The 24,665-nt window shown below is 37.9% G+C and carries 25 protein-coding genes and 1 other annotated feature; of the genes, 9 read left to right on the forward strand and 16 right to left on the reverse strand.

Translation table 11 applies throughout. The features are described 5' to 3' along the window. The 4 genes from ACVWY7_RS19640 to ACVWY7_RS19655 form a co-directional block, all read right to left on the reverse strand. Positions 1-1,208 (reverse strand): hypothetical protein (locus tag ACVWY7_RS19640; RefSeq protein ID WP_456523935.1); only part of this gene is annotated, 1,208 nt, incomplete at its 3' end. A 173-nt stretch (positions 1,209-1,381) separates the two neighbouring features. Then, the gene (locus tag ACVWY7_RS19645; RefSeq protein ID WP_001111202.1) at positions 1,382-1,705 is read right to left on the reverse strand and encodes a hypothetical protein; all 324 of its coding nucleotides are present in this window, start codon (positions 1,703-1,705) and stop codon (positions 1,382-1,384) included. 20 nt (positions 1,706-1,725) lie between these two features. After that, positions 1,726-1,950, reverse strand: a complete 225-nt coding sequence (locus ACVWY7_RS19650) for a spore germination protein (RefSeq protein ID WP_000512471.1) — start codon at positions 1,948-1,950, stop codon at positions 1,726-1,728. Between the two features lie 77 nt (positions 1,951-2,027). After that, positions 2,028-2,333, reverse strand: coding sequence for a rhodanese-like domain-containing protein (locus tag ACVWY7_RS19655; protein ID WP_000141222.1), 306 nt, complete (start codon positions 2,331-2,333; stop codon positions 2,028-2,030). Between the two features lie 199 nt (positions 2,334-2,532). Here ACVWY7_RS19655 and ACVWY7_RS19660 point away from each other — a divergent pair, with 199 nt between their 5' ends. Beyond that, positions 2,533-2,715, forward strand: a complete 183-nt coding sequence (locus ACVWY7_RS19660) for a hypothetical protein (RefSeq protein WP_000171893.1) — start codon at positions 2,533-2,535, stop codon at positions 2,713-2,715. Positions 2,716-2,764: 49 nt separating this feature from the next. Here ACVWY7_RS19660 and ACVWY7_RS19665 read toward each other — a convergent pair whose 3' ends face one another. Further along, positions 2,765-3,889 carry an alpha/beta fold hydrolase gene (locus ACVWY7_RS19665; RefSeq protein WP_073522197.1) on the reverse strand — a complete coding sequence of 375 codons (1,125 nt, stop codon included), beginning with the start codon at positions 3,887-3,889 and terminating at the stop codon, positions 2,765-2,767. 152 nt (positions 3,890-4,041) lie between these two features. Here ACVWY7_RS19665 and ACVWY7_RS19670 point away from each other — a divergent pair, with 152 nt between their 5' ends. From ACVWY7_RS19670 to ACVWY7_RS19690, 5 genes are all read left to right on the forward strand, one after another. After that, positions 4,042-6,084: a spore germination protein gene (locus ACVWY7_RS19670; RefSeq protein WP_212114058.1), complete on the forward strand. Its 2,043-nt coding sequence runs from the start codon at positions 4,042-4,044 to the stop codon at positions 6,082-6,084. Positions 6,085-6,101: 17 nt separating this feature from the next. Further along, positions 6,102-7,202: a spore germination protein gene (locus tag ACVWY7_RS19675; protein ID WP_144507859.1), complete on the forward strand. Its 1,101-nt coding sequence runs from the start codon at positions 6,102-6,104 to the stop codon at positions 7,200-7,202. Continuing rightward, complete coding sequence (locus tag ACVWY7_RS19680) at positions 7,172-8,257, forward strand: Ger(x)C family spore germination protein (RefSeq protein WP_000411403.1); 1,086 nt, start codon at positions 7,172-7,174, stop codon at positions 8,255-8,257. The genes ACVWY7_RS19675 and ACVWY7_RS19680 overlap by 31 nt, the downstream gene beginning before the upstream one ends. Positions 8,258-8,347: 90 nt before the next feature. Beyond that, complete coding sequence (locus tag ACVWY7_RS19685) at positions 8,348-8,533, forward strand: hypothetical protein (protein ID WP_000038783.1); 186 nt, start codon at positions 8,348-8,350, stop codon at positions 8,531-8,533. A gap of 98 nt (positions 8,534-8,631) precedes the next feature. Then, the gene (locus ACVWY7_RS19690; RefSeq protein WP_144507857.1) at positions 8,632-9,054 is read left to right on the forward strand and encodes a pyrophosphohydrolase domain-containing protein; all 423 of its coding nucleotides are present in this window, start codon (positions 8,632-8,634) and stop codon (positions 9,052-9,054) included. A gap of 44 nt (positions 9,055-9,098) precedes the next feature. Here ACVWY7_RS19690 and ACVWY7_RS19695 read toward each other — a convergent pair whose 3' ends face one another. The 11 genes from ACVWY7_RS19695 to ACVWY7_RS19745 form a co-directional block, all read right to left on the reverse strand. Beyond that, positions 9,099-10,004 carry a hypothetical protein gene (locus ACVWY7_RS19695; protein WP_456523936.1) on the reverse strand — a complete coding sequence of 302 codons (906 nt, stop codon included), beginning with the start codon at positions 10,002-10,004 and terminating at the stop codon, positions 9,099-9,101. A 256-nt stretch (positions 10,005-10,260) separates the two neighbouring features. Next, positions 10,261-12,669, reverse strand: coding sequence for a leucine--tRNA ligase (leuS, locus tag ACVWY7_RS19700; RefSeq protein ID WP_000009448.1), 2,409 nt, complete (start codon positions 12,667-12,669; stop codon positions 10,261-10,263). Between the two features lie 65 nt (positions 12,670-12,734). Then, positions 12,735-12,957: a binding site (T-box leader), on the reverse strand. 186 nt (positions 12,958-13,143) lie between these two features. Continuing rightward, positions 13,144-14,337 (reverse strand): MDR family MFS transporter, encoded by a 1,194-nt coding sequence (locus tag ACVWY7_RS19705; RefSeq protein WP_001137545.1) that lies wholly within the window; start codon positions 14,335-14,337, stop codon positions 13,144-13,146. A gap of 335 nt (positions 14,338-14,672) precedes the next feature. Beyond that, positions 14,673-15,896: a cation:proton antiporter gene (locus ACVWY7_RS19710; RefSeq protein WP_000380191.1), complete on the reverse strand. Its 1,224-nt coding sequence runs from the start codon at positions 15,894-15,896 to the stop codon at positions 14,673-14,675. A gap of 3 nt (positions 15,897-15,899) precedes the next feature. Further along, complete coding sequence (locus tag ACVWY7_RS19715; RefSeq protein ID WP_073522211.1) at positions 15,900-16,397, reverse strand: cation:proton antiporter regulatory subunit; 498 nt, start codon at positions 16,395-16,397, stop codon at positions 15,900-15,902. A 32-nt stretch (positions 16,398-16,429) separates the two neighbouring features. Next, positions 16,430-16,996 (reverse strand): tyrosine-type recombinase/integrase, encoded by a 567-nt coding sequence (locus ACVWY7_RS19720; protein ID WP_000454217.1) that lies wholly within the window; start codon positions 16,994-16,996, stop codon positions 16,430-16,432. Between the two features lie 330 nt (positions 16,997-17,326). Continuing rightward, complete coding sequence (locus tag ACVWY7_RS19725) at positions 17,327-19,186, reverse strand: FtsX-like permease family protein (protein ID WP_073522213.1); 1,860 nt, start codon at positions 19,184-19,186, stop codon at positions 17,327-17,329. Positions 19,187-19,204: 18 nt separating this feature from the next. Further along, the gene (locus tag ACVWY7_RS19730) at positions 19,205-19,966 is read right to left on the reverse strand and encodes an ABC transporter ATP-binding protein (RefSeq protein WP_000165840.1); all 762 of its coding nucleotides are present in this window, start codon (positions 19,964-19,966) and stop codon (positions 19,205-19,207) included. A 429-nt stretch (positions 19,967-20,395) separates the two neighbouring features. Further along, positions 20,396-21,418 carry a DUF418 domain-containing protein gene (locus ACVWY7_RS19735; protein ID WP_456523937.1) on the reverse strand — a complete coding sequence of 341 codons (1,023 nt, stop codon included), beginning with the start codon at positions 21,416-21,418 and terminating at the stop codon, positions 20,396-20,398. Positions 21,419-21,554: 136 nt separating this feature from the next. After that, complete coding sequence (locus ACVWY7_RS19740; RefSeq protein WP_073522216.1) at positions 21,555-21,704, reverse strand: glycogen biosynthesis protein GlgD; 150 nt, start codon at positions 21,702-21,704, stop codon at positions 21,555-21,557. A 15-nt stretch (positions 21,705-21,719) separates the two neighbouring features. Continuing rightward, positions 21,720-21,983: a YtzC family protein gene (locus tag ACVWY7_RS19745; RefSeq protein ID WP_000840869.1), complete on the reverse strand. Its 264-nt coding sequence runs from the start codon at positions 21,981-21,983 to the stop codon at positions 21,720-21,722. Between the two features lie 111 nt (positions 21,984-22,094). Here ACVWY7_RS19745 and ACVWY7_RS19750 point away from each other — a divergent pair, with 111 nt between their 5' ends. The 3 genes from ACVWY7_RS19750 to ACVWY7_RS19760 all read left to right on the forward strand — a co-directional run bounded on the left by ACVWY7_RS19750 (position 22,095) and on the right by ACVWY7_RS19760 (position 24,655). Beyond that, on the forward strand, positions 22,095-23,054 hold the full coding sequence (locus ACVWY7_RS19750) for a TIGR01212 family radical SAM protein (RefSeq protein WP_073522217.1): 960 nt from the start codon (positions 22,095-22,097) through the stop codon (positions 23,052-23,054). Beyond that, positions 23,051-23,623 carry a class I SAM-dependent methyltransferase gene (locus tag ACVWY7_RS19755; RefSeq protein WP_000764489.1) on the forward strand — a complete coding sequence of 191 codons (573 nt, stop codon included), beginning with the start codon at positions 23,051-23,053 and terminating at the stop codon, positions 23,621-23,623. Before ACVWY7_RS19750 ends, ACVWY7_RS19755 begins: the two co-directional genes overlap by 4 nt. A gap of 198 nt (positions 23,624-23,821) precedes the next feature. Then, entirely contained in the window at positions 23,822-24,655 is an 834-nt protein-coding gene (locus ACVWY7_RS19760) for an ABC transporter ATP-binding protein (RefSeq protein WP_073522219.1), read from the forward strand. Positions 24,656-24,665 lie beyond the last annotated feature (10 nt).

The following is a 24,665-nucleotide window of genomic DNA, read 5'->3' on the forward strand; positions in this document are numbered from 1 at the left end:
GTATTTCCGGTCGGGCCGGTACTTCCGGTTAATCCGGTGCTTCCCGTTGGACCGGTATCTCCTGTCGCTCCCGTGTTTCCTGTTAGGCCGGTGTTTCCTGTTGCTCCCGTGCTTCCTGTTACTCCGGTGGCTCCTGTTGCTCCCGTGTTTCCGGTCGGGCCGGTTACTCCTGTATTTCCCGTTGCTCCTATACTTCCCGTTGGACCCGTGGTTCCTGTTGCCCCCGTGTTTCCTGTTACTCCGGTACTTCCGGTTGCTCCGGTGTTTCCTGTTGCTCCAGTGTTTCCTGTTGCTCCGGTATTTCCCGTTGGTCCAGTGTCTCCCGTTACTCCCGTACTTCCTGTTGGGCCGGTACCTCCTGTTGCACCGGTATTTCCGGTTGATCCGGTGCTTCCCGTTGCTCCGGTATCTCCCGTTACTCCCGTACTTCCTGTTGGGCCGATACTTCCCATTGCTCCAGTATTTCCGGTCGAGCCGGTACCTCCTGTTGCACCGGTATTTCCGGTTGCTCCGGTGCTTCCCGTTGGACCGGTATCTCCTATCGCTCCTGTGTTTCCTGTTGGGCCGGTGTTTCCCGTTGCTCCGGTATTTCCGGTTGGACCCGTGCTTCCCGTTGTTCCCGTACTTCCGGTTGATCCTGTATTTCCGGTCGGGCCGGTACTTCCGGTTAATCCGGTGCTTCCCGTTGGACCGGTATCTCCTGTCGCTCCCGTGTTTCCTGTTACTCCGGTGGCTCCTGTTGCTCCGGTGCTTCCTGTTGGTCCCGTATTTCCTGTTACTCCCGTATCTCCAGTATTTCCTGTTGGACCTGTTCCCCCAGTTGCTCCCGTACTTCCCGTTGGACCTGTGTTTCCTGTTACCCCTGTATTTCCGGTTGGTCCAGTGTCTCCCGTTGCTCCGGTGCTTCCTGTTGGTCCCGTATTTCCTGTTACTCCCGTATCTCCGGTGTTTCCTGTTGGACCTGTTCCCCCAGTTGCTCCCGTACTTCCCGTTGGACCTGTTTCTCCCGTATCTCCAGTTGGGCCGGTATTTCCGGTTGCTCCGGTACTTCCTGTTGGTCCCGTGGTTCCCGTCGCTCCCGTACTTCCCGTTATCCCTGTCATTCCAGTTGGAACTGGAGGGAAAGTAGGGCCAACTAAATCTGACGATAGCTTAAAATTGGAATTTAACGAACTTTGCACTTTAGGTTTATCACCATTTCCTTCCACTACTTTCACCACCTTTAAAGGTAAAGTACAACTATAAAATATATTTCATATAAAAATTCACCTTCTACTTGAATTGTATTTTCTAAAAACGTCACCAATACTACTTTTAAAACAATTACTCTTGTTTTTATGTAACATAAGCTCTTTTTCCAAATAAAAACTCCCTTAATTCCTTAAGGGAGTCCAGCAATTGAATCCATATTATCTGTATTAGGGACCGCTTGTGCTATACCCGATGCATTTGCATTTTGCCCCATATTTGTTCCCGTTACAGTACCAGCAGGAGCGCCTCTTGTATATGTTGTCGTCACCGAATCACCTGGCTGTAAACAAAGCTTTGTCTCCGTCCCTATTACTGTAACAACGTCAATCCAAGTACACCCCATTGAACCACTATACGATTTCGAAGCAGTAAATGAAGTATCACTCAAATTATCGCCGGTAAATATATTCCCATTGTTATTCACAATAACAAACTCTTTTATATTAGCAGGCATAATCACACTCTACCTTTCCTCTATGAACCTAATGTACGTGTGCTCGTTGCTAATGGCGGAAGAAACACCGATGTTCTAATTACCGCTTCTGGCTGTCTTTTCCCATTTAAAAAAATAGCCGCACTCGATCCTCCAGCACCTGCATATACTTTCGCTACAGCTAAAGGTGAGAGGTCGTAACAATCGCCGACATTAACAGCCCCTGTATTATTCATAATTTTTACTTTCCGCAAGTTAATCCCCATTTACCTATCCCCCTTTTGTACACTGTATGCAAAAGAAAAAAACTTGAAACAGACTCGTTTCAAGTTTTTTAAGCTACTTATTTCGTTTCTCCTTCATATTGAAGCATACCGCCAACCATATTCACTGTTTTAAAGCCTTGCTCATTTAAATAATGGCATACATTTTCACTGCGCATTCCCGAACGGCAAATAAAGATATATTCATTCTCTTTATTAAAGAAATCTACTTTATTTGGGATATCGCCCATTTTAATATGTACAGCTTCTGGAATTTTCCCTGTTGCTACTTCTTCATCTTCTCTTACGTCTACTAAAAATAACGTTTCTCCGTTTTCTAAACGCTCTTGCACTTCTTCTGTAGTAATTGTTTTCACTTCTGTCATATTTCGTTCCTCCTTATATACAATAAAACCTTTAATCTCTTCTTTAAACAATCATTTCTCATCAATTTTAGCACGCGAAAGAAAGAACGCAAAGAATGGAAAATTTATTTCTCAATTTTCTCGCAAAACTTATTCTTTACAAACATAACTAGCACATTGTATCCTCAATATACTTGTTTTATGAAAGGAGTCGATTAAAATGACACTTTTTCTTTTCATTATGAGCATTGTGTTCTTACTTGCTGCAATTATTGCACTTAGTATGAAAAATAATAAAAAGATAAAATCACCACAAGAAATGTCATTCTTATTTCTATTGCTTAGTATCGCATTCTTCGGTATAGCAATTGCCACATATATTTTCCGCCTACAAATCATGTAAAAAAAGGTGCCTACTACGTACATTGCACCTTTTTCACATCATTTATTTTCTATACAAAACTAGACACTTTCCGATTTAAAAATTCATACACTTTCTTTTCAAATAAATGAATATCAAATGCTCCCGCCATATGCCCATTTATACTTTCTATCTCATATACTTCCGCATACTTCCCTTGTTTTTGCAATATGTCTACCATTTTATAATTATAACGTGACGGCTGAAGCAAATCTTGTTTACACGGAATCATAAGTACATTTGCTTCTACATTAGACAGCGCCTCTTCTAAAGACGAAAATCCGTGCGCAATATCATGTAATAAAACTGCTTTCGCAGTGTACATCCACGAATTTGCATCTACTAACTCTATACTTCTATATGTCAATTTGTTTATCTCTTTCTCAAATGATGTTAATGAAGAAACCTTTTCATACGGTTCTACTTCTATACTATTACGAGGGAAGGTTGTTTCATAAAAATGCTCATCAAACGCGTTCATAAACATCATTCTATTTGCCAACTGAAGCCCCTTCATTGGCTGCTCTTCTCCATATTTCCCGCCCTTCCAACTCGGATCCAGCCGGATAGCCTCAATTGCATTTTTCGCTACATTTACCGACGTAATAATTGGATTTTGCGGGTTCGTAATAACACCAATCATCCGCTCTACCATATGAGGATAATGAACAGCCCATTGCTGCGCAATCATCCCGCCAGCTGATGGTCCCATTACAGCATGTAACCTTGCGATTCCCATATCTTTTATTAACTCATATTGCATACGAGCTACATCAAGAAATGTAAAAACCGGAAAGTCCATCGCATATTCATCTCCAGTTTTCGGATTAATCGATTTCGGGCCCGTTGTAATTACATAAGGGTTCTTCACCTGCACATTACAAAGATTATCAGTGCATATAACAAAGTATTTATTTGTATCAATTGCTTTGCCCGGTCCAATTAAACCATCCCACCAGCCAGACTCCTCATCATGCGCTGTATATTTTCCTGCCGCGTGACTAGTTGCACTAAAATAATGACAAACCAAAATCGCATTTGACCTTTCTCTATTTAAAGTACCATACGTCTCATACCCCATTTGAACAGGAATTTCCCTACCATTTTCGAATGTAAACTCCTTTAAAATAAACTTCTTTTTTTTTACAATTTGCACAGACTCGCCCTCTTCTCGTCATAGTATGTACTGCTTACTAAAGGATTTTTTCTATGCAAACCAATCTCCTCCTTCTTTTCATAAATAAATGAATAATATACAAAATTAGCCACAAAATAGCACTATATTACACAATCAAAGAGGGCATACATATGATTTGGAATTGGCTACGTAAGAAAAAAAAATCAAATACAACAGAGAAAAACGAAACAGATAATTTGGAGCAAAAACTTAACAATCAAGAGGATGATAGCAAACAACAGACTAGAAGTACGAAACATAATAAAGCTAGTAATGGTGAGCAAAAAAAAGAAGAAAACAAAGATTCGGATCAGAATCAGCAACAACACTCTAAGCAAAACGAATCAGATCCGGATCAACAACAACACTCTAAGCAAGACAACTCAGATCAGGATAAGCAGCAACACTCTAAGCAAGACGAATCGGATCCAGAGCAACAGCAACATTCTAAGCAAAATGATTCGGATCAGGATCAACAACAACACTCTAAGCAAGACAACTCGGAGCAAGATAAGCAGCAACACTCTAAACAAGACAACTCCGATCAGAATCAACAACAACACTCTAAGCAAGACGACTCGAATCAAGGGCAACAGAAACATTCTAAGCAAGACGACTCCGATCAGGATCAACAACACTCTAAACAAGACAACTCGGATCAGGATAAGCAGCAAAATTCTAAAGGTAATAGTATTTATGATTTTTCGAAACCAGAAAAAGACCGTATCCATTCTCTACAAAATTTAATAGAGAAGCTGAAAAAGTCTAGTGATTTTGTGAATTATCATACATCTGACGATGAAACGATGCCTTATTGGATTTCTTACTATCGTCCTTCACTTGATGGAGAGAAATTACAAAAATATTTAATGCCCACTCTTTTAGAACGACCTAACGCATCACTAGAAGAGCTGAAGGAACATATTCCGATGAGCGGCATTACAATTACGAACGATTTACAAAAAATTGAGGATATGGTTTTAAAAGGGCATGCGATTGTTCAAGTAAATCAAAAAGATCAAAAATGTATGCTCGCAAATATTGCGATTGATACTTACCGGGCACCGAGTCCTCCACTAAATGAATCAACAGTTATCGGTCCACAAGAAGGCTTTGTAGAAGCTATTGATACAAATATTAATTTAGTTCGAAAACGTCTTCCTGTTTTAGATTTACAAACAAAAGAGATGATTGTCGGTGAGTTTTCCAAAACAAAAGTTGTCATGATGTATTTAGACAACCTCGCTGAAAAAGATAATGTAGATTTTCTAGAAGAGTCATTACGCGCTCTTGAATATGACCAAATTAATGATAGTGCTTATTTACAAGAATTAATGGGTGAAAAATCGATTTTTCCTCTCTATATCAATACAGAGCGCACTGATAGAGTTACAAAAGCACTAATTGATGGGAAAATTGCAATTTTCGTTGATGGTTCTCCAAGTGTTTTACTAACACCTGTATCCTATTTCGATTTTTTCATTTCACCAGAAGACTACAACGTCTCTTGGTTATACGCTACATTTTCAAGGGTTTTAAGATTAATCGCCGTTCTATTTTCAATTTGTGCTACACCGTTATACGTTGCAGTTTTAAATTATCATTATGAACTCATTCCGAGTGATTTACTTGAAACTTTAATTTTATCAAGGGCACAAGTACCATTCCCACCTTTAATTGAAGCACTTTTTTTAGAACTCGCAATCGACTTATTGAGAGAAGCTGGCGCGAGGTTACCGATGAAAGTTGGGCAAACACTCGGGATTGTAGGCGGTATCGTAATCGGGCAAGCATCTGTACAAGCTGGTTTAACGAGTAATATTTTATTAATTATCGTTGCCTTATCAGCACTCGCTTCCTTTATTACACCTATTTATAAAATGGGTAATGCAGTTCGATTACTACGCTTCCCGTTTCTCATATTTGCAGAAATAGGAGGACTTTTCGGGATTTCTCTTGGATTTATCTTTTTATTTACTCATCTATTTAGACTTACTTCCTTACGTAAGCCATACGCTTTGTTTTATCCAACAAGACAACAATCTGTTAAAGATTCTTGGATTCGTTTTCCCTTAACAATGATTGATACAAGGGATGTACAAGCAAGGCCACAACATGTAAAAAAATCAGCAAAAGGAATTTCAACGAAACATAGATCGGACTTTGATGATTAAGAAATGAGGTGCATTCGATGAGTAAAGTTCAAGAAAAATATCAAATATCTCCTATCTTCGTTTTCTTCTTAATTCACGGTGCACAGTTCGGTGCTGGCGTTCTCGGATTCGCTCGAATCACCGCAAAGGCCGCTGGATACGATGGATGGATGGGTGTCCTAATCACAGGACTCTGTATCCATCTCCTTATATGGATGATGTATTTTTTATTAAAAGAAACAAATGGGAATTTAATTGATTTACATCGGCAAACGTTTGGAAAGTGGATAGGGAATGTCTTTAATATCATCTTTGCAGCCTATTTTTTAATCGTCAGTATTTCAGTTATTCGAACGTATGTTGAAATTATTCAAGTATGGATGTTTCCTACCGCTTCCACCTTTATGTTAACACTCTTTTTATGCTTAGTTAGCTATTATATTATCTCTTCTGGATTTCGTGTAATTACCGGTATTTGCGTCATCTCTGTTGGTGGTACATTAGGATATTTATTTCTAAGCTTATTCGTTTTGAAATATTCACATTGGGATAATTTACTACCTATATTCACACATTCTTTTTCAGACATTTTAAAATCCGCTCAACTGTCAATCTACAGTATGACTGGTTTTGAGGTTTACCTCATGGTTTATCCGTTTGTAAAAAAACCTATGCAATCTCATAAATTCGCTCAATACGGTGCACTATTTTCAAACCTTCTATATTTAATTAGCACCCTTTTAGCCTTTGCATTTTTTAGTGAAAAACAATTGTTAAAAACGATATGGCCCCAACTTTCTATGACCCAAGTCATCCAATTGCCATTTATAGAAAGACTCGAATATATCGCAATTTCTGCTTATGCACTCGTTATTATTTCAAGTTTTATCCTTCCTTTATGGGCGGCAATGAGAGGCACTCACGAAATATTTCGTGTAAAACAAAGAGGTATTTTAATTACTTTTATCTTTATCACACTTATTGTTTCACAACTTTTAACAAACAGGCACGATATTAACAATTTTATTAGTAATGCAGCAAAAGTTAGTTTTTGGCTCATTTATGTATACATCCCAATTCTATTTATTATTGTGTGGGTGAAAAGAAGATGGAAAAAATCAAAAGCACAAGCAAATTAATACTTATTTCTTGTATAACATTCTTCAGTCTAACTGGATGTTTACAAAAAAATATTATCGATGATGTACAGCTCATTCAAGGAACAGTTTTTGATGTAGGAAAGAATAATAAAGTAAAAGTGACATTCGTTTGTCCCATTCAGAAAAAAGGAAATAAAGTTCAAGTTTTCGAAGGCAGCGCAAATGCGGTAAAACAAGTAAAAGCAGACACATCTTTAGAGTCTTCTCAACCTTTTGCTAGCGGACAAATGCGTGTCGCTCTATATACGATAAAACTTGCCAAAACAGGAATGTCTACTTCATTCGATACATTACTTCGAGATGTGAATATAGGGAACGCTTTATATGTTGGTTTATTAGAGGGGAATGGTACTGAACTTTTAAAAGGAAAATATACGACTTCATACAACGTTGCAATTTATATAAAAAAGTTGCTAGAACATAATATGGAGACCGGTCCTTTACCAACGGATAATCTGCATATAGGAGCATTTCGCTATTATCAAGAAGGAAAAGACTACTATATTCCAATTTTAAAGAAACATGGGGATAAAATAAAAATTACCGGTATTGGTCTTTTTAAAAAGGACAAATATATCGGTAAAATTGCGCAAAAAGATATGTTCATATTTAAAGGGCTGTTAGAGAAACATAAATTAGATTCACATGAATTTAAAACGGATTCGGCGTACGTAATGATTAATAATATTCGTTCTGTTCCAACTTACGATATAAAAATTAAAAACGGGAAGCCTTCCTTTTTCATTAACGTTCGTCTTGATGCACGTATTCAAGAACTATCGAAGCAAATTAACTTAGAAAATAACAAGAACACAAAAAACATTGAAAAAGCTATCCAAAAGCAATTGGATACACAAGGTGACAAACTAATTAAGAAGTTTAAATCTTTAGGCGTCGATCCGCTCGGGCTAGGAGCTAAATATAAGCAACATTATCGTCCATTCAAGTTAGAAGAGTGGAGACGGATGTACAAAGATGTTCCAGTTACTATAAAATACACCGTAAACATTACAAATTCTGGTGTGATTGAATGAGAAATGATTGAACTCCTCTCCCCGGCATGATACAACGGAAAGAGGAGTTTTTATTTTAGATAGAGAGAGAAGATATTTATGGGGGAGCTTATGTCTAAAAAATTAGTAAAGCCTATTTTAAATGGTATTTTATTTCTCGGCGTCTTTTTATTTGCTCATACATACTTAAAAAATGTTTCCTTCACACGTTATTTACTTGTCGTTATACCAATGTTGCTCGTTGGTATGTTTGGCATCGACCTTATTTTATCTATTTTAATTAAGAAAGAAGAATAACAGGCGAGCATCTTATTTTCTATAAGATGTTCTTTTCATTTCATAATCACCTTATGTTACAATGAAATTCGGTACAAAGCGAGAAAGGATGAAACAACATGACAAACGAAAAAGGTTTAGATAAAGGATACGAACTTGTTGCAAAAATGCACGAAGTATTCGGACATCCTGTAACAAATACTCCAACAAAATTAACAGAAGAACGTGCAAAAATCCGTGCGAGTTTTATGCAAGAAGAGCTAGAAGAATTTCTAGAAGCAACGACTGTTGAAGATCAATATGATGCATTGATTGACCTTATTTACTTTGCATTCGGCACGTTTGCCGAAATGGGCGTACGTCCTGATAAAGGATTCGAAATTGTAAATAATGCAAACATGGCAAAACTATTCCCTGATGGAAAACCTCGATTCCGCGAAGGCGACGGGAAAATTCTAAAACCTGAAGGCTGGCAAGCACCAGAACCACACCTTCGTGCTGAAATTGAACGTCAGCGTCAAGAAGCTGAAAAAAACTGCTAGGATTTCCTAGCAGTTTTTTATTATGTCTTTTTTTCTACCATTCATTAATGACCCACGTGTCCTGCATGCCCTGCTGCTCCGGCAATACTAGCTGCTCCTGCTGCTACCCCTGCTGCTCCTGCTCCAATTCCACCGGCCCAAGGAGAAGATTGTTGTTGGTGGTATTGTTGATATTGTTGGTGGTGGTGACCTTGATAACCTTGGTAACCGTGGTGACCGTGGTGGCCTTGATGACCTTGGTGACCTTGGTGACCGTGGTGGCCTTGATGACCTTGGTGACCTTGGTGACCTTGATGAGTTTGATAAAGAACAGCCTGTGGATGTATATGATGGTGTCCGTGGTGATGTCCTTGATGGTGGTGGTGACCTTGATGATGCTGATGTCCATGATGACCGCCTTGGTGATGGTGATGACTATGATGTCCATGTTGGCCTTGGTGATGATGGTGTCCATGATGACCATGTTGCCCATGATGATGGTGTCCATGATGATGGTGTCCATGATGATGGTGTCCATGATGATGGTGTCCATGATGATGGTGTCCATGATGACCATGTTGCCCATGATGATGATGGTGTCCATGATGACCGTGGTGGCCTTGATGGTGGTGATGTCCATGAACACCTTGCGGATACCCACCTATTCCTCCAGCTACAACACCTACTCCTGGTACTGGAAATCCTGTCTGTACGCCAGCTACTGATGTTGGAAAGCCTCCTGTTACTGTAGGCATTCCAGCCCCTGATGTCGAAAAGCCCCCCATTGATGTAGGCATTCCTGTTTGTACGCCAGCCACTGATGTTGAAAACCCTCCAGGTGCTCCGCCCATCCAGCTCGGAATTCCGCCATATCCTTGTTGACCAGCTCCACCCATTAACATCATTTGTTCATAACTATCCGATCCACCTCCAAAAAAACCGTGTGGTGCATTATTGTCCATCCCTTTCATTCCTTTCACCTCTTCTACTCAATTTAGCCTACCTTTTTTATCATATTTCATATAGAAAAATAGGTGTTTGTCTGTATTGGAATTCCGCTCCTTTTCTTCAACGAATGAATCGAATGAAAGTATGCAGAAAGTATTTAACGCAAATGGTTTTATACGCAGTGGAATGATCGAAAACTTAGATGAAGGTGATCCTGAGATTATTTTCTACACAAAAAAGCTCAGAGCATAAATACTCTGAGCTTTTATTTAGAATAAATTAGTTTGCAACAACGTTAACAAGTTTTCCAGGAACTACAATTACTTTACGAACTGTTTTTCCTTCGATTTGGTCTTGAATTGCTTCAAGTGCAAGTTTTTCCATTTCGTCTTTTGATGCGTCTTTACTCATTGTTAGTTTTGCGCGAACTTTACCCATAACTTGAACAACGATTTCAACTTCATCTTCTACAAGTTTAGACTCATCGAATGTTGGCCAGCTTGCATATGTGATTGTTTCATTGTATCCAAGTTTGCTCCATAGCTCTTCCCCGATGTGAGGTGCAACTGGTGCAATCATTTTTACGAAACCTTCTACATATTCTTTCGGAAGTGTTTCAGCTTTGTATGCATCGTTGATGAATACCATCATTTGAGAAATCGCTGTGTTGAAGCGAAGCTCTGCATAGTCTTCTGTTACTTTCTTCACTGTTTGGTGGTAAGCTTTTTCAAGATCTTTATTTGGTGCATCAGTAATTTTCTCACTTAATTCACCGTTATCTTGAACGAATAGGCGCCATACGCGGTCTAGGAAACGACGTGCTCCATCAAGACCATTTTCAGACCAAGCGATTGAAGCATCTAATGGTCCCATGAACATTTCGTATAGACGAAGTGTATCTGCACCGTGGCTTGCTACGATATCATCAGGGTTTACAACGTTACCTTTTGATTTACTCATTTTCTCGTTGTTTTCACCTAGAATCATACCTTGGTTGAATAATTGTTGGAACGGCTCTTTCGTTGGAACTACACCGATATCGTATAATACTTTGTGCCAGAAACGAGCATATAGTAAGTGAAGTACAGCGTGTTCTGCACCACCGATATAAATATCAACTGGAAGCCATTGTTTTACTTTTTCAGGATCTACAAGTGCTTCGCTATTGTTTGGATCGATGTAACGTAGGTAATACCAGCAGCTACCAGCCCATTGCGGCATTGTATTTGTTTCACGACGACCTTTTTTACCAGTCTCAGGATCAACAACATTTACCCACTCGTCAATGTTAGCAAGTGGTGATTCACCTGTACCTGAAGGACGGATGTTTTCTGTTTTCGGAAGAACTAATGGTAATTCTTCTTCTTTCACAGCTGTCATTGTGCCATCTTCCCAGTGAATTACTGGAATTGGCTCACCCCAGTAACGTTGACGGCTGAATAACCAGTCACGTAGACGGTATGTTACTTTTTGATTTCCTGCGCTCGTTACTTCAAGCCATTCAATCATTTTTGCGATTGCTTCTTCTTTATTTAAACCATCAAGGAATGCTGAGTTTACGTGAGCACCATCACCTGTGTATGCTTCTTTCGTAATATCTCCACCTTTTACAACTTCCTTCATTGGAAGATTGAACGTTGATGCAAATTCATAGTCACGCTCATCGTGAGCTGGAACTGCCATTACAGCACCTGTTCCGTAAGTTGCAAGAACGTAATCAGCGATCCAGATTGGTAATTTCTCACCATTTACTGGGTTAACTGCGTAAGCACCAGTGAATACACCAGTTTTCTCTTTCGCAAGTTCTGTACGCTCTAGATCACTCTTCATTTTTACAGAATTAATGTAAGCTTCTACAGCTTCTTTTTGATCAGCAGTTGTAATGTCAGCAACAAGCGCATGTTCCGGAGCAAGTACACAGTAGCTTGCACCGAATAATGTATCAGGACGCGTTGTGAAAACTGTAAACTTCTCGTCTGTACCATCGATGTTGAAGTGTACTTCTGCACCTTCAGAACGACCGATCCAGTTACGTTGCATATCTTTTAAGCTTTCTGGCCAATCAAGCTCATCTAGATCTTCTAATAGACGATCTCCGTAAGCTGTAATTTTTAACATCCACTGTCTCATCGGACGACGTTCAACTGGATGTCCACCGCGCTCACTCTTACCATCGATGATTTCTTCGTTTGCAAGTACTGTACCAAGTGCTGGGCACCAGTTTACAGGTACTTCATCAACGTAAGCTAAGCCTTTTTCAAATAGTTTTAGGAAGATCCATTGTGTCCACTTGTAGTAGTTTGGATCTGTTGTATTTACTTCACGGTCCCAATCGTAAGAGAAACCTAATGATTTAATTTGGTTACGGAACGTATTAATATTATGCTCTGTAAATTCAGCCGGGCTGTTTCCAGTATCAAGTGCATATTGCTCTGCTGGAAGACCGAATGCATCCCATCCCATTGGATGAAGAACGTTATACCCTTGCATACGCTTCATACGAGATAAAATATCCGTCGCTGTATAACCTTCTGGATGTCCTACGTGTAAGCCTGCACCTGATGGATATGGGAACATATCTAGTGCATAAAATTTTGGTTTTTCTGTCTCATCTGGCGTACGGAATGTTTTATTCTCTTCCCAGTACCCTTGCCACTTCTTCTCAATTTCTTGATGATTAAAGCTCATGAGATACCCTCCTTAAAATTCTATTTATTTTCACCGCCCAAAATACAAAAAACCTCTCATCCCTAGAAAGGGACGAGAGGTTATAGATTCCCGCGGTACCACCCTAAATTAATGTACAAAAAATATACATTCGCTTAGATCCGTAACGTGGATTAACGGCAATTGCTACTATTAGTTTCACAACTGCAACTCAAAGGCGAGTTCATAACGAAACGTGGATTGACTTGCACCGACCGTCAACTCTCTAAACCAGCTTCTATTACTACTACTCCTTCTCACTGTTATTACAAATATGAGTTAAGTGAACTACCTCCGCCTCGTATCTCATAAGAGCTTACTTAAAGCAGGGCTTCTCGGTTAATCGTTACTCTTACTAACTAACGAATTCGTCTTAAGACACCCGAGCTATCTCCCTTGTTCCAAAGGTTGTTTTATTTAAATATATTCTAAAACATGTTAACATGTTCCGTCAAACTAAACTGCAATTTTTTCTTCAACTGTTTCTTCTACTTTTACTCGTTTATCATAAATGCTCGTTGCGATAAGCGCTACTACAAGCATTACCATGATTGCTATAAACAATACTTCCATATTATATAAATCAACAATCGCTCCGCCAACGACCGGTCCGAACATTTTCCCTACAGTCGCTGCACTATTTACAACACCTTGATAAAACCCTAACTTATCTTTTGGTGCAAGTATATTTGCAATGGTCGGAACCGCTGGCCATACAAATAATTCACCAATCGTTAATGTCACCATTGCCACAAGAAACATCGTAAATTGCTGCGCTTGACTTAATACAATGAATGACGCCGCAAAAATGAAGATCCCAATCATAATTTGTTGTTTTAAAGAACGCTTCATCCAGCGAATTAACATACTAACTAGCGGCTGTGCACAAACGATCATCGCTCCGTTTATCGTCCATAATAAACTATAGTGACGAAGACTAATATTTAACTCTTGCATATGTGTTGCAATCGCCCCTTGCCACTGTACGTATGTAACCCAGCATAAAGCATATGCTACACATACGATAAGAAGTGCTTTGAATCCAGGTGTAAGCGACCAACCTTTTTTCGTTTCAACTTCTTTTTGCACTCCTGGATCTTTCTTGTCTTCCATACCACGGAATCCAATAAAAGCAATTAAGAAGAATACAAAGTATAAAATAAAGTTCGCTAAGAAAATATAATCAAAACGATACGATGCAACTAATCCACCACACGCTGTTCCAATCGCAATACCAACATTTTGTCCCACATACATCGCATTAAATGCTCGTCTTCCGCCCTCTGGCCAAACCGTACCAACCATCGCATACATCGATGGGAAGACCATTCCAGAACCAAAGCCGATTAACGCTAGCCATACAACATATAACGGCCAACCGTGGAAGAACACAAGACCTAAAATCGATACGAGTGTAATCACAATTCCTACTAAAGTTGATTTATAACCGCCCCATTTATCAAATAAAACACCGCCGAGCAAGTTTCCGATTACACCAGTAAGCGAGTTGATCATTAATACCATTCCGGCCACAGATAAAGATTTTCCTAGGTGATCATGCAAATAAATTGTATTAAAAGGCCATAAAAAAGAAGCACCCGTGACATTAATAATCATCCCAGCTACTAATAGCCATACTTTCCTTGGCATAGTCTCCCCTCCTATTCTATTTTTTCGTTCATCTATAACAGTAAAATTGTAGTCGTTTTTAAATAGGAAGGCAACTGATTAATAGTTGATGAAATTCAGATAATGGTTTTGCGGTAAATGAAATTATCTTGATTGCCACTTGAAAATATATCAGCGATTTTGGAAATATATCGGCGCAACTCGAAATATATCAGCGATTATCAAATTATATCGGCGCAACTTGCAATATATCAGCGATTATTAGAATATATCGACTTACCGACAAAAAACGCCACCAGTAACAGTGTATAAATAAAGGGAGACTACGCGAACTTCACGCAGTCTCCCTTTATTTACTATCCAACTTCTTTTTCTCGCTTTGCACGTTCTTTAGCACTCCATTTAAACACCTTATCTAGTAGAGAGTATATTCTCCCAGACTCTTTCGTTAATAACGGTCCTAACGATGCTAATATTAAAACGTACAGTGCAGAGAACGGTTTAATCGCTGCCATTAAACCACCCGCAATCCCGATATTTGCTACAATAATAGAAAATTCCCCGCGTGATACGAGTGTTAAACCTATATTCGTAGAAGCCTTATGCGATAACCCGGCTTTACGTCCTGCAATCATTCCAGCAGTGAAATTACCGATGAGAGTAATAAAAACTGCTCCTAATGCCAACCATACTGCGCCCCCAAGCGAAAACGGGTCTATACTTAAACCGAAGCTGAAAAAGAATATAGCTCCAAAGAAATCACGGAATGGGACGACGAGCTTCTCAATCCGGTCACTATGCTCTGTTTCAGAAAAGACGAGTCCTAATAATAACGCTCCAATTGCCTCAGCAACATGAATTGTTTCTGAAAATCCTGCTACAAAGAATAAAATAGCGAATATTACGATAATAAAAATTTCATTTGACGAAATATCTAATATTTTATTTAAAAACGGTGTAGCTTTTCTAGCGATTACAAAAAATAGTAGCATATACCCTACCGCGATTAAAACCGATGTAAGAGCACCTACAAATGACGTTGCCCCTCCGAGTACTAATCCTGAAACGACTGATAAATATACCGCTAAAAAGATATCATCAAACATAATGATTCCTAAAATCAGCTCAGTCTCTTTATTACCAGATCTTCTTAAATCAACAATGACTTTTGCAACAATTGCACTTGATGAAATTGTAATGATTCCAGCAATAATTAACGTCTCTAATAAGGGGAAGCCCATCACATATCCATAAAACAAACCTAATAGGAAATTAAGTGATATGTGGACAGTCCCCCCGAAAGCAATTGATTTTCCTGATTTAATTAATTTTTTTATTGAGAATTCTAAGCCTAAGTAGAATAGGAGGAATATGACGCCAACGCGGCCGAGGAAGGAAATAACTTCTCCGCTTTCAATAAATCTTAAATCGATAAGTCCTAAATCTGGGGCATGAGGCCCCACTAACATACCGAGTATAATGAGAAACGGAATAATCGAGAACTTTAACTTCGCAGCAAGGATAGCTGCAAAAGCTACTAATACTAACGCAGTTCCAACTTCAAAGATTAAAGTATCCATCGATTATGAATCCCCTCCTACTGAAAGCAATTCATTAATAATTCTTTTCACTTCATGTCTTTCACCCGATAACACAAGCATATCGCCAGCTTCAATAATAGAATCTGGGCCTGGATTAAAGAACTTCTTCATATTCTTTTTTAAAATAGCAATAATCGTTACGTTATATGTTTTTCTGACATGTAAGCTACCAATTGTTTTTTGTACGACTGGCGCATGATTTTCCACCTTGAACCATTCAATTGATAATCCTTCAAAAGCCATTTCAATCGTATCTAACGCTTGTGGTCTATATACCATTCCGCCCAATATAGCTGCAATTTGTCTCGCTTCCGAATCACGAAGAGAAATACTTGAAATACTTTCATCATGATCTGCATCAAAATGATACATTTCTCTTCGGCCATCATCGTGAATAACAATAACCAGCTTTTCATTACCTTTTGTAATTACTTCAAACTTACATCCAATGCCCGGTAATTCACTCTCTCGAATATTCATATTCCCGCCTCCTAAAGTTTTAGTTACGGCTTTTACAAATCAACATCAATCTCTGTTTTAAATTCTTCATCTTTTGAGATTCCTAAATACTTGAGCGTCTCTGATGGCGTTGCGTGATGAAAATGCTTTTGCAATAGTGCAATTGCTATTCCTCTTTTGTACGCGTGATATCCAAATGTTTTTCGCATTGAGTTCGTTCCAATCTTCCCAACAATTCCAACCGCTTCAGCTGCGCTATGGATTACACGATACGCTTGTTGGCGTGAGATTGAATTTGTCGTTTTATTAGATTGAAATACATAGTTTTCTCTTTTCACATCAATAGATTGTACATACTCTAAAAGTGCTTCTTTTACTTTTGTATTTAAATAAATATCTTGTTTAAACTTTTCATCTTTCACAGGAAGAGAATAAAACTCTTTAACAGTTCCATCTTCATGTAATACCTCTTCAAATTTCATACTAAGTAGCTCAGTAATTTTTAATCCTGTGTTAATTCCAATAACAAATAAAAGATAATCTCGCTGCGAGTGCTCTTTTAAATACTTTTTCATCGCCTCAATTTGGCTTATATCTTTTAATGCCTCTACAACTTCCATACATGTATTCTCCTCATCTTATGAACGGTAATTTTCTCATCATGTTGTCCATTTTACCTTATCACGCTATGAGATTTCCATGTATTATCCATTATTTTTACAATATACTTTTAGGTTTGGAAATTTATAATTGTGCAAATACAGTGGGGTAGGAACAATAGGGGATACAAGTTCAGCCTCTTTCTACAGATTGGATTCCTCCTTTCATTTTTCGATTGCTGATACTTACATGGTATGTTACTTATTTACATTATATTATACATTTCAGTAACATTAAAGTGTTTTTTCTGAAAATAATAAAAACCGAGCAATTTCGCTCGGTTTTTATTATTAATCTTCTTTCGGAAGAACAATTCCTTTATACAATTGAACGGTAATGAAGTAATAAATTGCATAAATAATTACGAAGATAACAATCGGTACCCAAATACGGAAGTACGGATCAAGTAAGATAAATCCGAAAATATTCATACCAACTAATACGTGAGCAATACCTACAATTGCTGGGAAAAGAAAGACTAAGAATAATTCTTTATAAATGGATTTCGTTAATAACTCACGGCGCACACCGATTTTACGAAGCATTTGATAACGCGTAATATCTTTTGATGCACCAGAAAGAATTTTAAACATTAAACAACTTGCCATCATTGCTAAGAACGCAATTCCAAGGAAAAATCCCATAAATACTGTTCCGCTCGCAATGCCGTAGAATCCATTGTAAGCTTGATATTTACTATCTAATCTTTCAGCTTTTATATTTTTATATTTATCTAGCTGCAACTCGTCAAGTTTTTTCCATTCTTTTGTATATGTTAAGAAATCATCTACTTTTCCAACAAACGCCATACCTTCTTTACCATTTACACTATCGTACGTTTTTTGATCTATAATTTTAATTGCATGATCCTCGTATACATAAAATGGCTGAATTGTTCTGAAAGCATCGTCCCATTCTTCTGGAAGTTCTTTCGCATTCGCATCTTTTTCGTTCATTTCTCTAGAAACTGCACCTACAGGTAGTTCCTGTGAAGCTTTTTTCGTATTCGCTAAATCTTTCATCGACTTCATGTTTGTCATATCTTTTACTAAAGGACGATTTTTTTCTAAATCCTCTTTTACATAGTAAACGTATTTATCATCTACTTTGTAACGATATTCATTTTTCTCTTTAAATGTAATACCGTCTAAAATTTTCTTTTCTTCAGCTGTTGGATTATGAACAACTGAATCATATATTATTAAACCATCAACCATTTTTATAACGTTATTTTTAAATGCCATACCACCTGAAATCGCACCCGCTCCAAGAGCAACTAACATCGCTACCGTTGCAAGTACTTTCGTTAAGCTATTAATACGGAAATTTAATTGGGCAAACGTAAAAGCATTAAGTCCTTTTTCACTACGCTTTTTATTACTTTTTAACTTTTTAATAATAACCGGAAGAAGTGATCCAAATAGCATGTAAGTACCAGCTGTTGTTGTAATTAATGCAATAAGGATTCCCATTTCTCTTAATTTTGCCATGTAAATCATTGATGCATAGCCAACGCCTAATAAAATAACCGCAAGGAATGCAATTAAACCTGTCATTTTTCCTTTTACTGCAACACGCTCTGTTTGTGCGTCTGCATGTACAAGTTGCAATACAGAAATACGTGATAATTTAATACTGTTCATAATTGCTGATAATACAAATAGTGCAAAGAAGAAAATACAAGTAACAGTCATAGATGGAAGGTAAAATGCTTTATAGCCTTCACCAGCAAATTCTAATTGTTTCATTAATAACTGTCCGATACCTTGTGCAAGTCCTACACCAACTGTAATACCGATTGCAAGGGACGCAGCGCCTAATACGATTGTTTCGATAAACATAAGTAATGTAACTTTATGCTTTTTTGCTCCTAACATCATATACATACCAAACTCTTTTTGACGAAGAGATAATAAGAAAGAGTTCGCATATAGAATATAGAAGAACGTTATAATAGCGAGTAAAAATGAACCTGCTTGGAATACAAATCCAATTGATTGAATAACTGAGTTAGACTCAATAAACGCTTTATTTAGTGCTAACGTTTGGAACATATAAAAAATTGAAATCGACATGACAAGACCAACAAGTAAGACGATATAATCTTTCAGCTTACTTTTTAGTCCTGACATGGAAAGTTTAAATAACATGCCTTAGAACCTCCTTTCTTACGCTTTTTGTGTGCCTAAGTCTGCTAGCACATCTAAAATTTCTTTATAAAACTCTTCACGTGTACCACCTCGGTGAATTTCTTTATATAGCTCACCATCTTGAATGAATAAAATACGCTGACAGTAACTTGCACTAAACGGATCGTGCGTAACCATCATAATAGATACGCCTTGCTCTTGATTTAAGTTTGTCATCGCATCAAGTAAACTCGTCGCGTTTTTAGAATCAAGCGCTCCTGTTGGCTCGTCCCCTAAAATAATAGCTGGCTCATGTACTAAAGCCCGCGCTGCTGCTGAACGTTGCTTTTGTCCACCAGATACTTCAGATGGATACTTTTGAAGAATTGCTGAAATACCTAACATATCTGCTACTTTTTCTACTTTCGGCCCAATATTACGTGATGGAACACCTTGAAGAGAAAGTGGCAATGCGATGTTTTCGTAAATAGATAAGTTCTCTAATAAGTTAAAGTCTTGGAAGATGAATCCTAATTTTTGCGAGCGGAAATCAGAAAGCTCACCTTGTTTCATTTTCGTAATGTCCGTACCCGCAATTTCAACAACGCCGCCTGTTGCTTTATCAAGCGTTGAAATTACATTTAATAATGTCGTTTTACCAGAACCAGATGGTCCCATAATCCCAACAAACTCACCCTCTTGAATTGAGAATGATACACCTTTTAATGCGTGTGATTGATTCTCACCTTTTTTACCGTACACTTTTTGAACGTTTTTCACGTCTACAACTGGTTTCGTCATATATATCCTCCTACGCTTGTTTTTCCATTACCTATTTTGCGCTTTTTGGAGCTGAACTGCTATTTGTTAACATTACAATTACCTTACACTTTTGTAAGATAAAAAAGGTGTGTTTGTAAGCTTGGCTTTTACTATTAGTGACATAGTGAATCGGTAAATGAAATTATATCGGCGATTCCCTCACTTTTATCGGCGATTTTCAAAATATATCGACTTATCGACAAAAGCTGACAATACAAATAGGCTGTTCCACAAAAGGAACAGCCCACTTCTCTCTTTATCCCACTTTAATGGGCAGTAAGACCCCCACCTCAAAATTCAGCGAAAGCAAAAAGGTTAGGTGGGGGATCAACTGCCCATAAAAGTCCGATTGGTTCAACTAATAATCAGTGGGAGATGAAGAAAACCCCCACTGATTAAAGTTTCACTTTATTTCTTTAAAGGTGTTACCGTCCAATACGTAATAACACGCCAAATCCATTCTAATGGACCCATTTTAAAGATTTTCATCCAAATTACACTAAACACAATTTGAATAGCGTAAATTGCGATACATACATATAACGTCTGCATGTATGTTAAGTTTCCTGCAAAGTTACATACACTACCAGCAATTAAAATCATTGCAGTTTGTCCGATATAATTCGTCAAAGCCATACGACCGTAGTATTTCAATGGTGCTAACAACGTTTGAACTGGTTTTAATTGAAGTAATAAAATTAAAGCTCCAACATAGAAAGCTGAAATAATCGGTCCAACTGTAATACCAATTTTTAAAAATTGGCTTGCAGCATCCATTGTTCCGTCTTCAGTTTCCATTATCCCATTTATAAATGGTTCAGCAGGAACGTGCCCATATTGATACCATACAGCTATTACGCTTAAAACAAACATAGTACCTGTAAAAATAGCGACTTTCTTTATGTTCTGCGTAAGATTTTCAAATACACGATATTGTCCTGCAGCAAGCCCTAATAAAATTAAGCCAAGTGGTAATAGTTCTTTCGCTCCCATTACACTGAAGGTAATTGTTAAAATAAGCCCTAGTACTAGGTTCACTTCTTTTTTCGCTTTATAAAACGGTAAAACAATTAACCCGCAAATTGCATATAACGTTAATGCTTCTCCAGGCTGAAACATTTGATGAATCAAGCCGAAAATAAATAGTGCAACTAAACGGCGTAGAAATAGAACGTATCCATTCTTCCCTTTTGCAATTGCTCTAGAAATAAAGATATAGAATCCTACTCCAAATAAGAATGAGAAAATTGAGAAGAAACGACCCTCTACAAATAAGTATAGAAACCTTTGATAGCTGGCATCTACTGTATTAGGATCTGGAATTTTAATGTTAAGTAGTGCAAGAATATTTACTAAAATAATCCCCAGTAATGCGAAGCCACGAATGTAATCTAACTCATCAATTCGTTTATTTGTAATATCATTTCCCATAAAGCAGCTCCTTGTATAAAATTTAATCCTCCCTTACTCTACTGGAAATGTGATTTTACAACTATCGGTAAACCTTACAGAAATCTTACATTATTGTCATATAGCAAAATAAAACCAGGTCATATTGCGACCTGGTCTACTCTGATTGTTTCGATTTTTGAGGTTGTCCTTTTTTACTGTTACGCTGTTTCACTTGAACCACTGGATCAAGCTCATTCGAAAACTCAGCGTTATGTCCATTTTGCGTTTTTTGCTCTGGATTATTTTGATTTGAACGTTTCGCCATTACATTCACTCCTTATTAGTGCGGTGTAATAATCATTTGATGTTGCAATTGGCGAATTGCCATACGTGCTCTATTTAATTGCTCACGTTGCTCATCATTCGCATGTTGTTGCATCGTTTGTAAATCGTTATATGCTTGTTCTAATTGTAACTGCGCATCTGAATACTCCATCGTATTGTAATGCTCTTGTCTCATACCTTGGTCTAATTGTTCTTTCGCATATTCCACCGCTTGTTCCGCTTGTGTAATATACGATTCAAGTGATTGACGCTCTGCCATAATTGTCCCTCCTTGCTTCAATTCCCCTTTAGTGTGTCCCTTCCATCTGAACCTTATGAGTATGTTATAATGGATTTTGTTTCATTTTGACTCGGCTTAGGAGGGAAAGTAATGAAGGTTCAAAACCCTTTTCCATATACAAACGACAATAAACGTTATCATACATGGAATTACCATTTACGAAATGAATTTGGTGAAAAAATCTTTAAAGTTTCATTAGATGCTGGCTTCGACTGCCCGAACCGTGATGGTACAGTTGCTTATGGCGGTTGTACATTTTGCAGTGCTGCTGGATCTGGTGACTTCGCTGGCGATCGCCGCGATGATGTTATAACGCAATATCATGAAATGAAAGAAAAAATGCGCTCAAAGTGGAAAGACGGAAGATGTATCGCTTATTTCCAGGCGTACACAAATACACATGCACCACTTGAAGTGTTAAAAGAAAAATTCGAACCGCTTCTAGCTGAAAAAGACGTTGTTGGTCTTTCTATCGCGACTCGCCCAGATTGTTTACCGGACGATGTCGTTGCATATTTAGCGGACTTAAATAAACGCACATACCTTTGGGTTGAACTCGGACTACAAACTGTTCATGAACGTACTGCAAACCTTATTAACCGTGCTCACGATTATCCTTCTTATGTGGAAGGTGTAAATAAATTACGCAAGCATGGCATTAGAGTTTGCTCTCATATTATTAACGGTCTTCCTCTTGAAAATTACGACATGATGATGGAAACAGCTCGTGAAGTAGCGAAGCTTGACGTACAAGGAATTAAAATCCACTTACTTCATTTATTAAAAGGAACGCCAATGGTGAAACAATATGAAAAAGGACAACTCGAGTTCCTTTCTCTTGAGGATTACGTAAGTCTCGTTGTTGACCAACTTGAAATGATTCCAGAAGACGTAATTGTGCACCGCATCACAGGTGACGGTCCACCTGATTTAATGATCGGCCCAATGTGGAGCTTAAATAAATGGGAAGTATTAAATTCCATCGATGCAGAATTTGTACGCCGCGGAAGCTGGCAAGGAAAATATGCAAATGAGGAGAAACAAAAATGAAATTAGAACGTGTATTACCGTTTGCTCGCACTCTCTTGCAAACGGCAGTAAAAGAAGGCGATTACGCTGTAGATGCAACTTTAGGCAATGGGCATGACACTTGCTTCCTAGCTGAAATCGTTGGCGATAACGGAAAAGTATTTGGATTTGATATTCAAAAAGAAGCAATTGAAAGCTCGACGACTCGTTTAAAAGAAAAAGAACTTTTCGAACGTACTGTTTTAGTTCACGATAGTCACGATACACTGCTATCCGTATTACCAGAAGATGCAAAAGGAAAAGTAACAGGCGCAATCTTCAACTTAGGTTACCTTCCAGGCGGAGACAAGCATATCGTTACAAAACCGAACTCAACAATTTCGGCAATTGAACAATTATTAGAAGTAATGGCACCTGAAGGTATCATCGTCCTTGTCATTTACCACGGACACCCAGAAGGACAAGTAGAACGCGACGCCGTTCTCAAATTCGCAGAAGAACTAGATCAAAAACAAGCTCACGTACTGCGCTACGGCTTCATTAACCAACAAAATAACCCGCCATTTATTGTGGCGATTGAGAAACGATAATTATATCAACGATTTTTGAATTTTATCTATCGTAACTCCGGATATATCAACGATTTTTTCGATATATCGACGATTCGACACACTATATCGACTTATCGACAAAACATAACAAAAAAAGACGTGCACTCATTGCACGTCTTTTTGTTATTCTCCTATATAATGGATGTATACAATATTCGAAGAAAGAAGGATAGAACTTTGCTAGTAGAACTAAGGGGAATTCAAAAGAAATATGGCAAATCACTTATACTAGACAACATTGATTTATCCATTCCAGAAGGAGAAGCACTGGCTATTATCGGCGGGAACGGGACTGGAAAAAGTACTCTACTCAAAATAATTGCAGGTTTTATTTCACCTACGGCAGGGACAATTCAAAGAAAAGAACATATACAAATCGGTTATGTACCTGAACATTTTCCTGAAGGGATTCGTTTTACATTAGAGGATTATCTATACCATCTCGGCCACATTCACGGTTTATCAACAAAATATGTAAAAGATAAAATTCCGATGCTTCTGGAATCTTTTCATTTACATCATGCAAGACATTCCGTTGTACGAAACTTTTCAAAAGGCATGAAACAAAAAACAGGCATTATGCAAGCATTACTTACAGACGTACATTTATTAATTTTGGACGAACCCCTTTCTGGACTCGATCCTAACTCTCAGCAAGAATTAGAACATATTTTACTCTCATTAAAACAACAAGGTATATCTATACTCTTCACATGTCACGAAAAACAGCTACTAGAAAACTTCGCCGATAGAATTGTGACGTTAGCAAATCATACAATTGCAGAAAATATCTCTGCGCAAAAAGGAGCAGAACAAGTCTATATTGAGGCAATCGTTCACGAAACATTTTCAACAATAGAACTACAAAAGCAATCCGGTTTTATACACGTTGCACACACTTCAAATCAAAATCTTATTCAATTACAAATCGAAAAAGAATATACAAATGACATACTTCAGTTTTTATTACATAAAAAAGCATCTATCACACTGCTACAACCTAACTTTTAAATCGAAAGAA

It is taken from the genome of Bacillus sp. TE9106W (assembly GCF_054062215.1).

What these genes read in the sequence shown, in the direction of transcription:
- ACVWY7_RS19645 (WP_001111202.1), bottom strand. Translation starts at nt 1,705, where the DNA reads ATGCCTGCTAATATAAAAGAGTTTGTTATTGTGAATAACAATGGGAAT.
- ACVWY7_RS19695 (WP_456523936.1), bottom strand. Translation starts at nt 10,004, where the DNA reads ATGAAAGGGATGGACAATAATGCACCACACGGTTTTTTTGGAGGTGGA.
- ACVWY7_RS19730 (WP_000165840.1), bottom strand. Translation starts at nt 19,966, where the DNA reads ATGACGAAACCAGTTGTAGACGTGAAAAACGTTCAAAAAGTGTACGGT.
- leuS (WP_000009448.1), bottom strand. Translation starts at nt 12,669, where the DNA reads ATGAGCTTTAATCATCAAGAAATTGAGAAGAAGTGGCAAGGGTACTGG.
- ACVWY7_RS19720 (WP_000454217.1), bottom strand. Translation starts at nt 16,996, where the DNA reads ATGGAAGTTGTAGAGGCATTAAAAGATATAAGCCAAATTGAGGCGATG.
- ACVWY7_RS19680 (WP_000411403.1), top strand. Translation starts at nt 7,172, where the DNA reads ATGGAAAAAATCAAAAGCACAAGCAAATTAATACTTATTTCTTGTATA.
- ACVWY7_RS19740 (WP_073522216.1), bottom strand. Translation starts at nt 21,704, where the DNA reads ATGGCGAAACGTTCAAATCAAAATAATCCAGAGCAAAAAACGCAAAAT.
- ACVWY7_RS19660 (WP_000171893.1), top strand. Translation starts at nt 2,533, where the DNA reads ATGACACTTTTTCTTTTCATTATGAGCATTGTGTTCTTACTTGCTGCA.
- ACVWY7_RS19745 (WP_000840869.1), bottom strand. Translation starts at nt 21,983, where the DNA reads ATGGCAGAGCGTCAATCACTTGAATCGTATATTACACAAGCGGAACAA.
- ACVWY7_RS19735 (WP_456523937.1), bottom strand. Translation starts at nt 21,418, where the DNA reads ATGGGAAATGATATTACAAATAAACGAATTGATGAGTTAGATTACATT.
- ACVWY7_RS19650 (WP_000512471.1), bottom strand. Translation starts at nt 1,950, where the DNA reads ATGGGGATTAACTTGCGGAAAGTAAAAATTATGAATAATACAGGGGCT.
- ACVWY7_RS19755 (WP_000764489.1), top strand. Translation starts at nt 23,051, where the DNA reads ATGAAATTAGAACGTGTATTACCGTTTGCTCGCACTCTCTTGCAAACG.
- ACVWY7_RS19685 (WP_000038783.1), top strand. Translation starts at nt 8,348, where the DNA reads ATGTCTAAAAAATTAGTAAAGCCTATTTTAAATGGTATTTTATTTCTC.
- ACVWY7_RS19675 (WP_144507859.1), top strand. Translation starts at nt 6,102, where the DNA reads ATGAGTAAAGTTCAAGAAAAATATCAAATATCTCCTATCTTCGTTTTC.
- ACVWY7_RS19715 (WP_073522211.1), bottom strand. Translation starts at nt 16,397, where the DNA reads ATGAATATTCGAGAGAGTGAATTACCGGGCATTGGATGTAAGTTTGAA.
- ACVWY7_RS19725 (WP_073522213.1), bottom strand. Translation starts at nt 19,186, where the DNA reads ATGTTATTTAAACTTTCCATGTCAGGACTAAAAAGTAAGCTGAAAGAT.
- ACVWY7_RS19710 (WP_000380191.1), bottom strand. Translation starts at nt 15,896, where the DNA reads ATGGATACTTTAATCTTTGAAGTTGGAACTGCGTTAGTATTAGTAGCT.
- ACVWY7_RS19705 (WP_001137545.1), bottom strand. Translation starts at nt 14,337, where the DNA reads ATGCCAAGGAAAGTATGGCTATTAGTAGCTGGGATGATTATTAATGTC.
- ACVWY7_RS19690 (WP_144507857.1), top strand. Translation starts at nt 8,632, where the DNA reads ATGACAAACGAAAAAGGTTTAGATAAAGGATACGAACTTGTTGCAAAA.
- ACVWY7_RS19655 (WP_000141222.1), bottom strand. Translation starts at nt 2,333, where the DNA reads ATGACAGAAGTGAAAACAATTACTACAGAAGAAGTGCAAGAGCGTTTA.
- ACVWY7_RS19670 (WP_212114058.1), top strand. Translation starts at nt 4,042, where the DNA reads ATGATTTGGAATTGGCTACGTAAGAAAAAAAAATCAAATACAACAGAG.
- ACVWY7_RS19750 (WP_073522217.1), top strand. Translation starts at nt 22,095, where the DNA reads ATGAAGGTTCAAAACCCTTTTCCATATACAAACGACAATAAACGTTAT.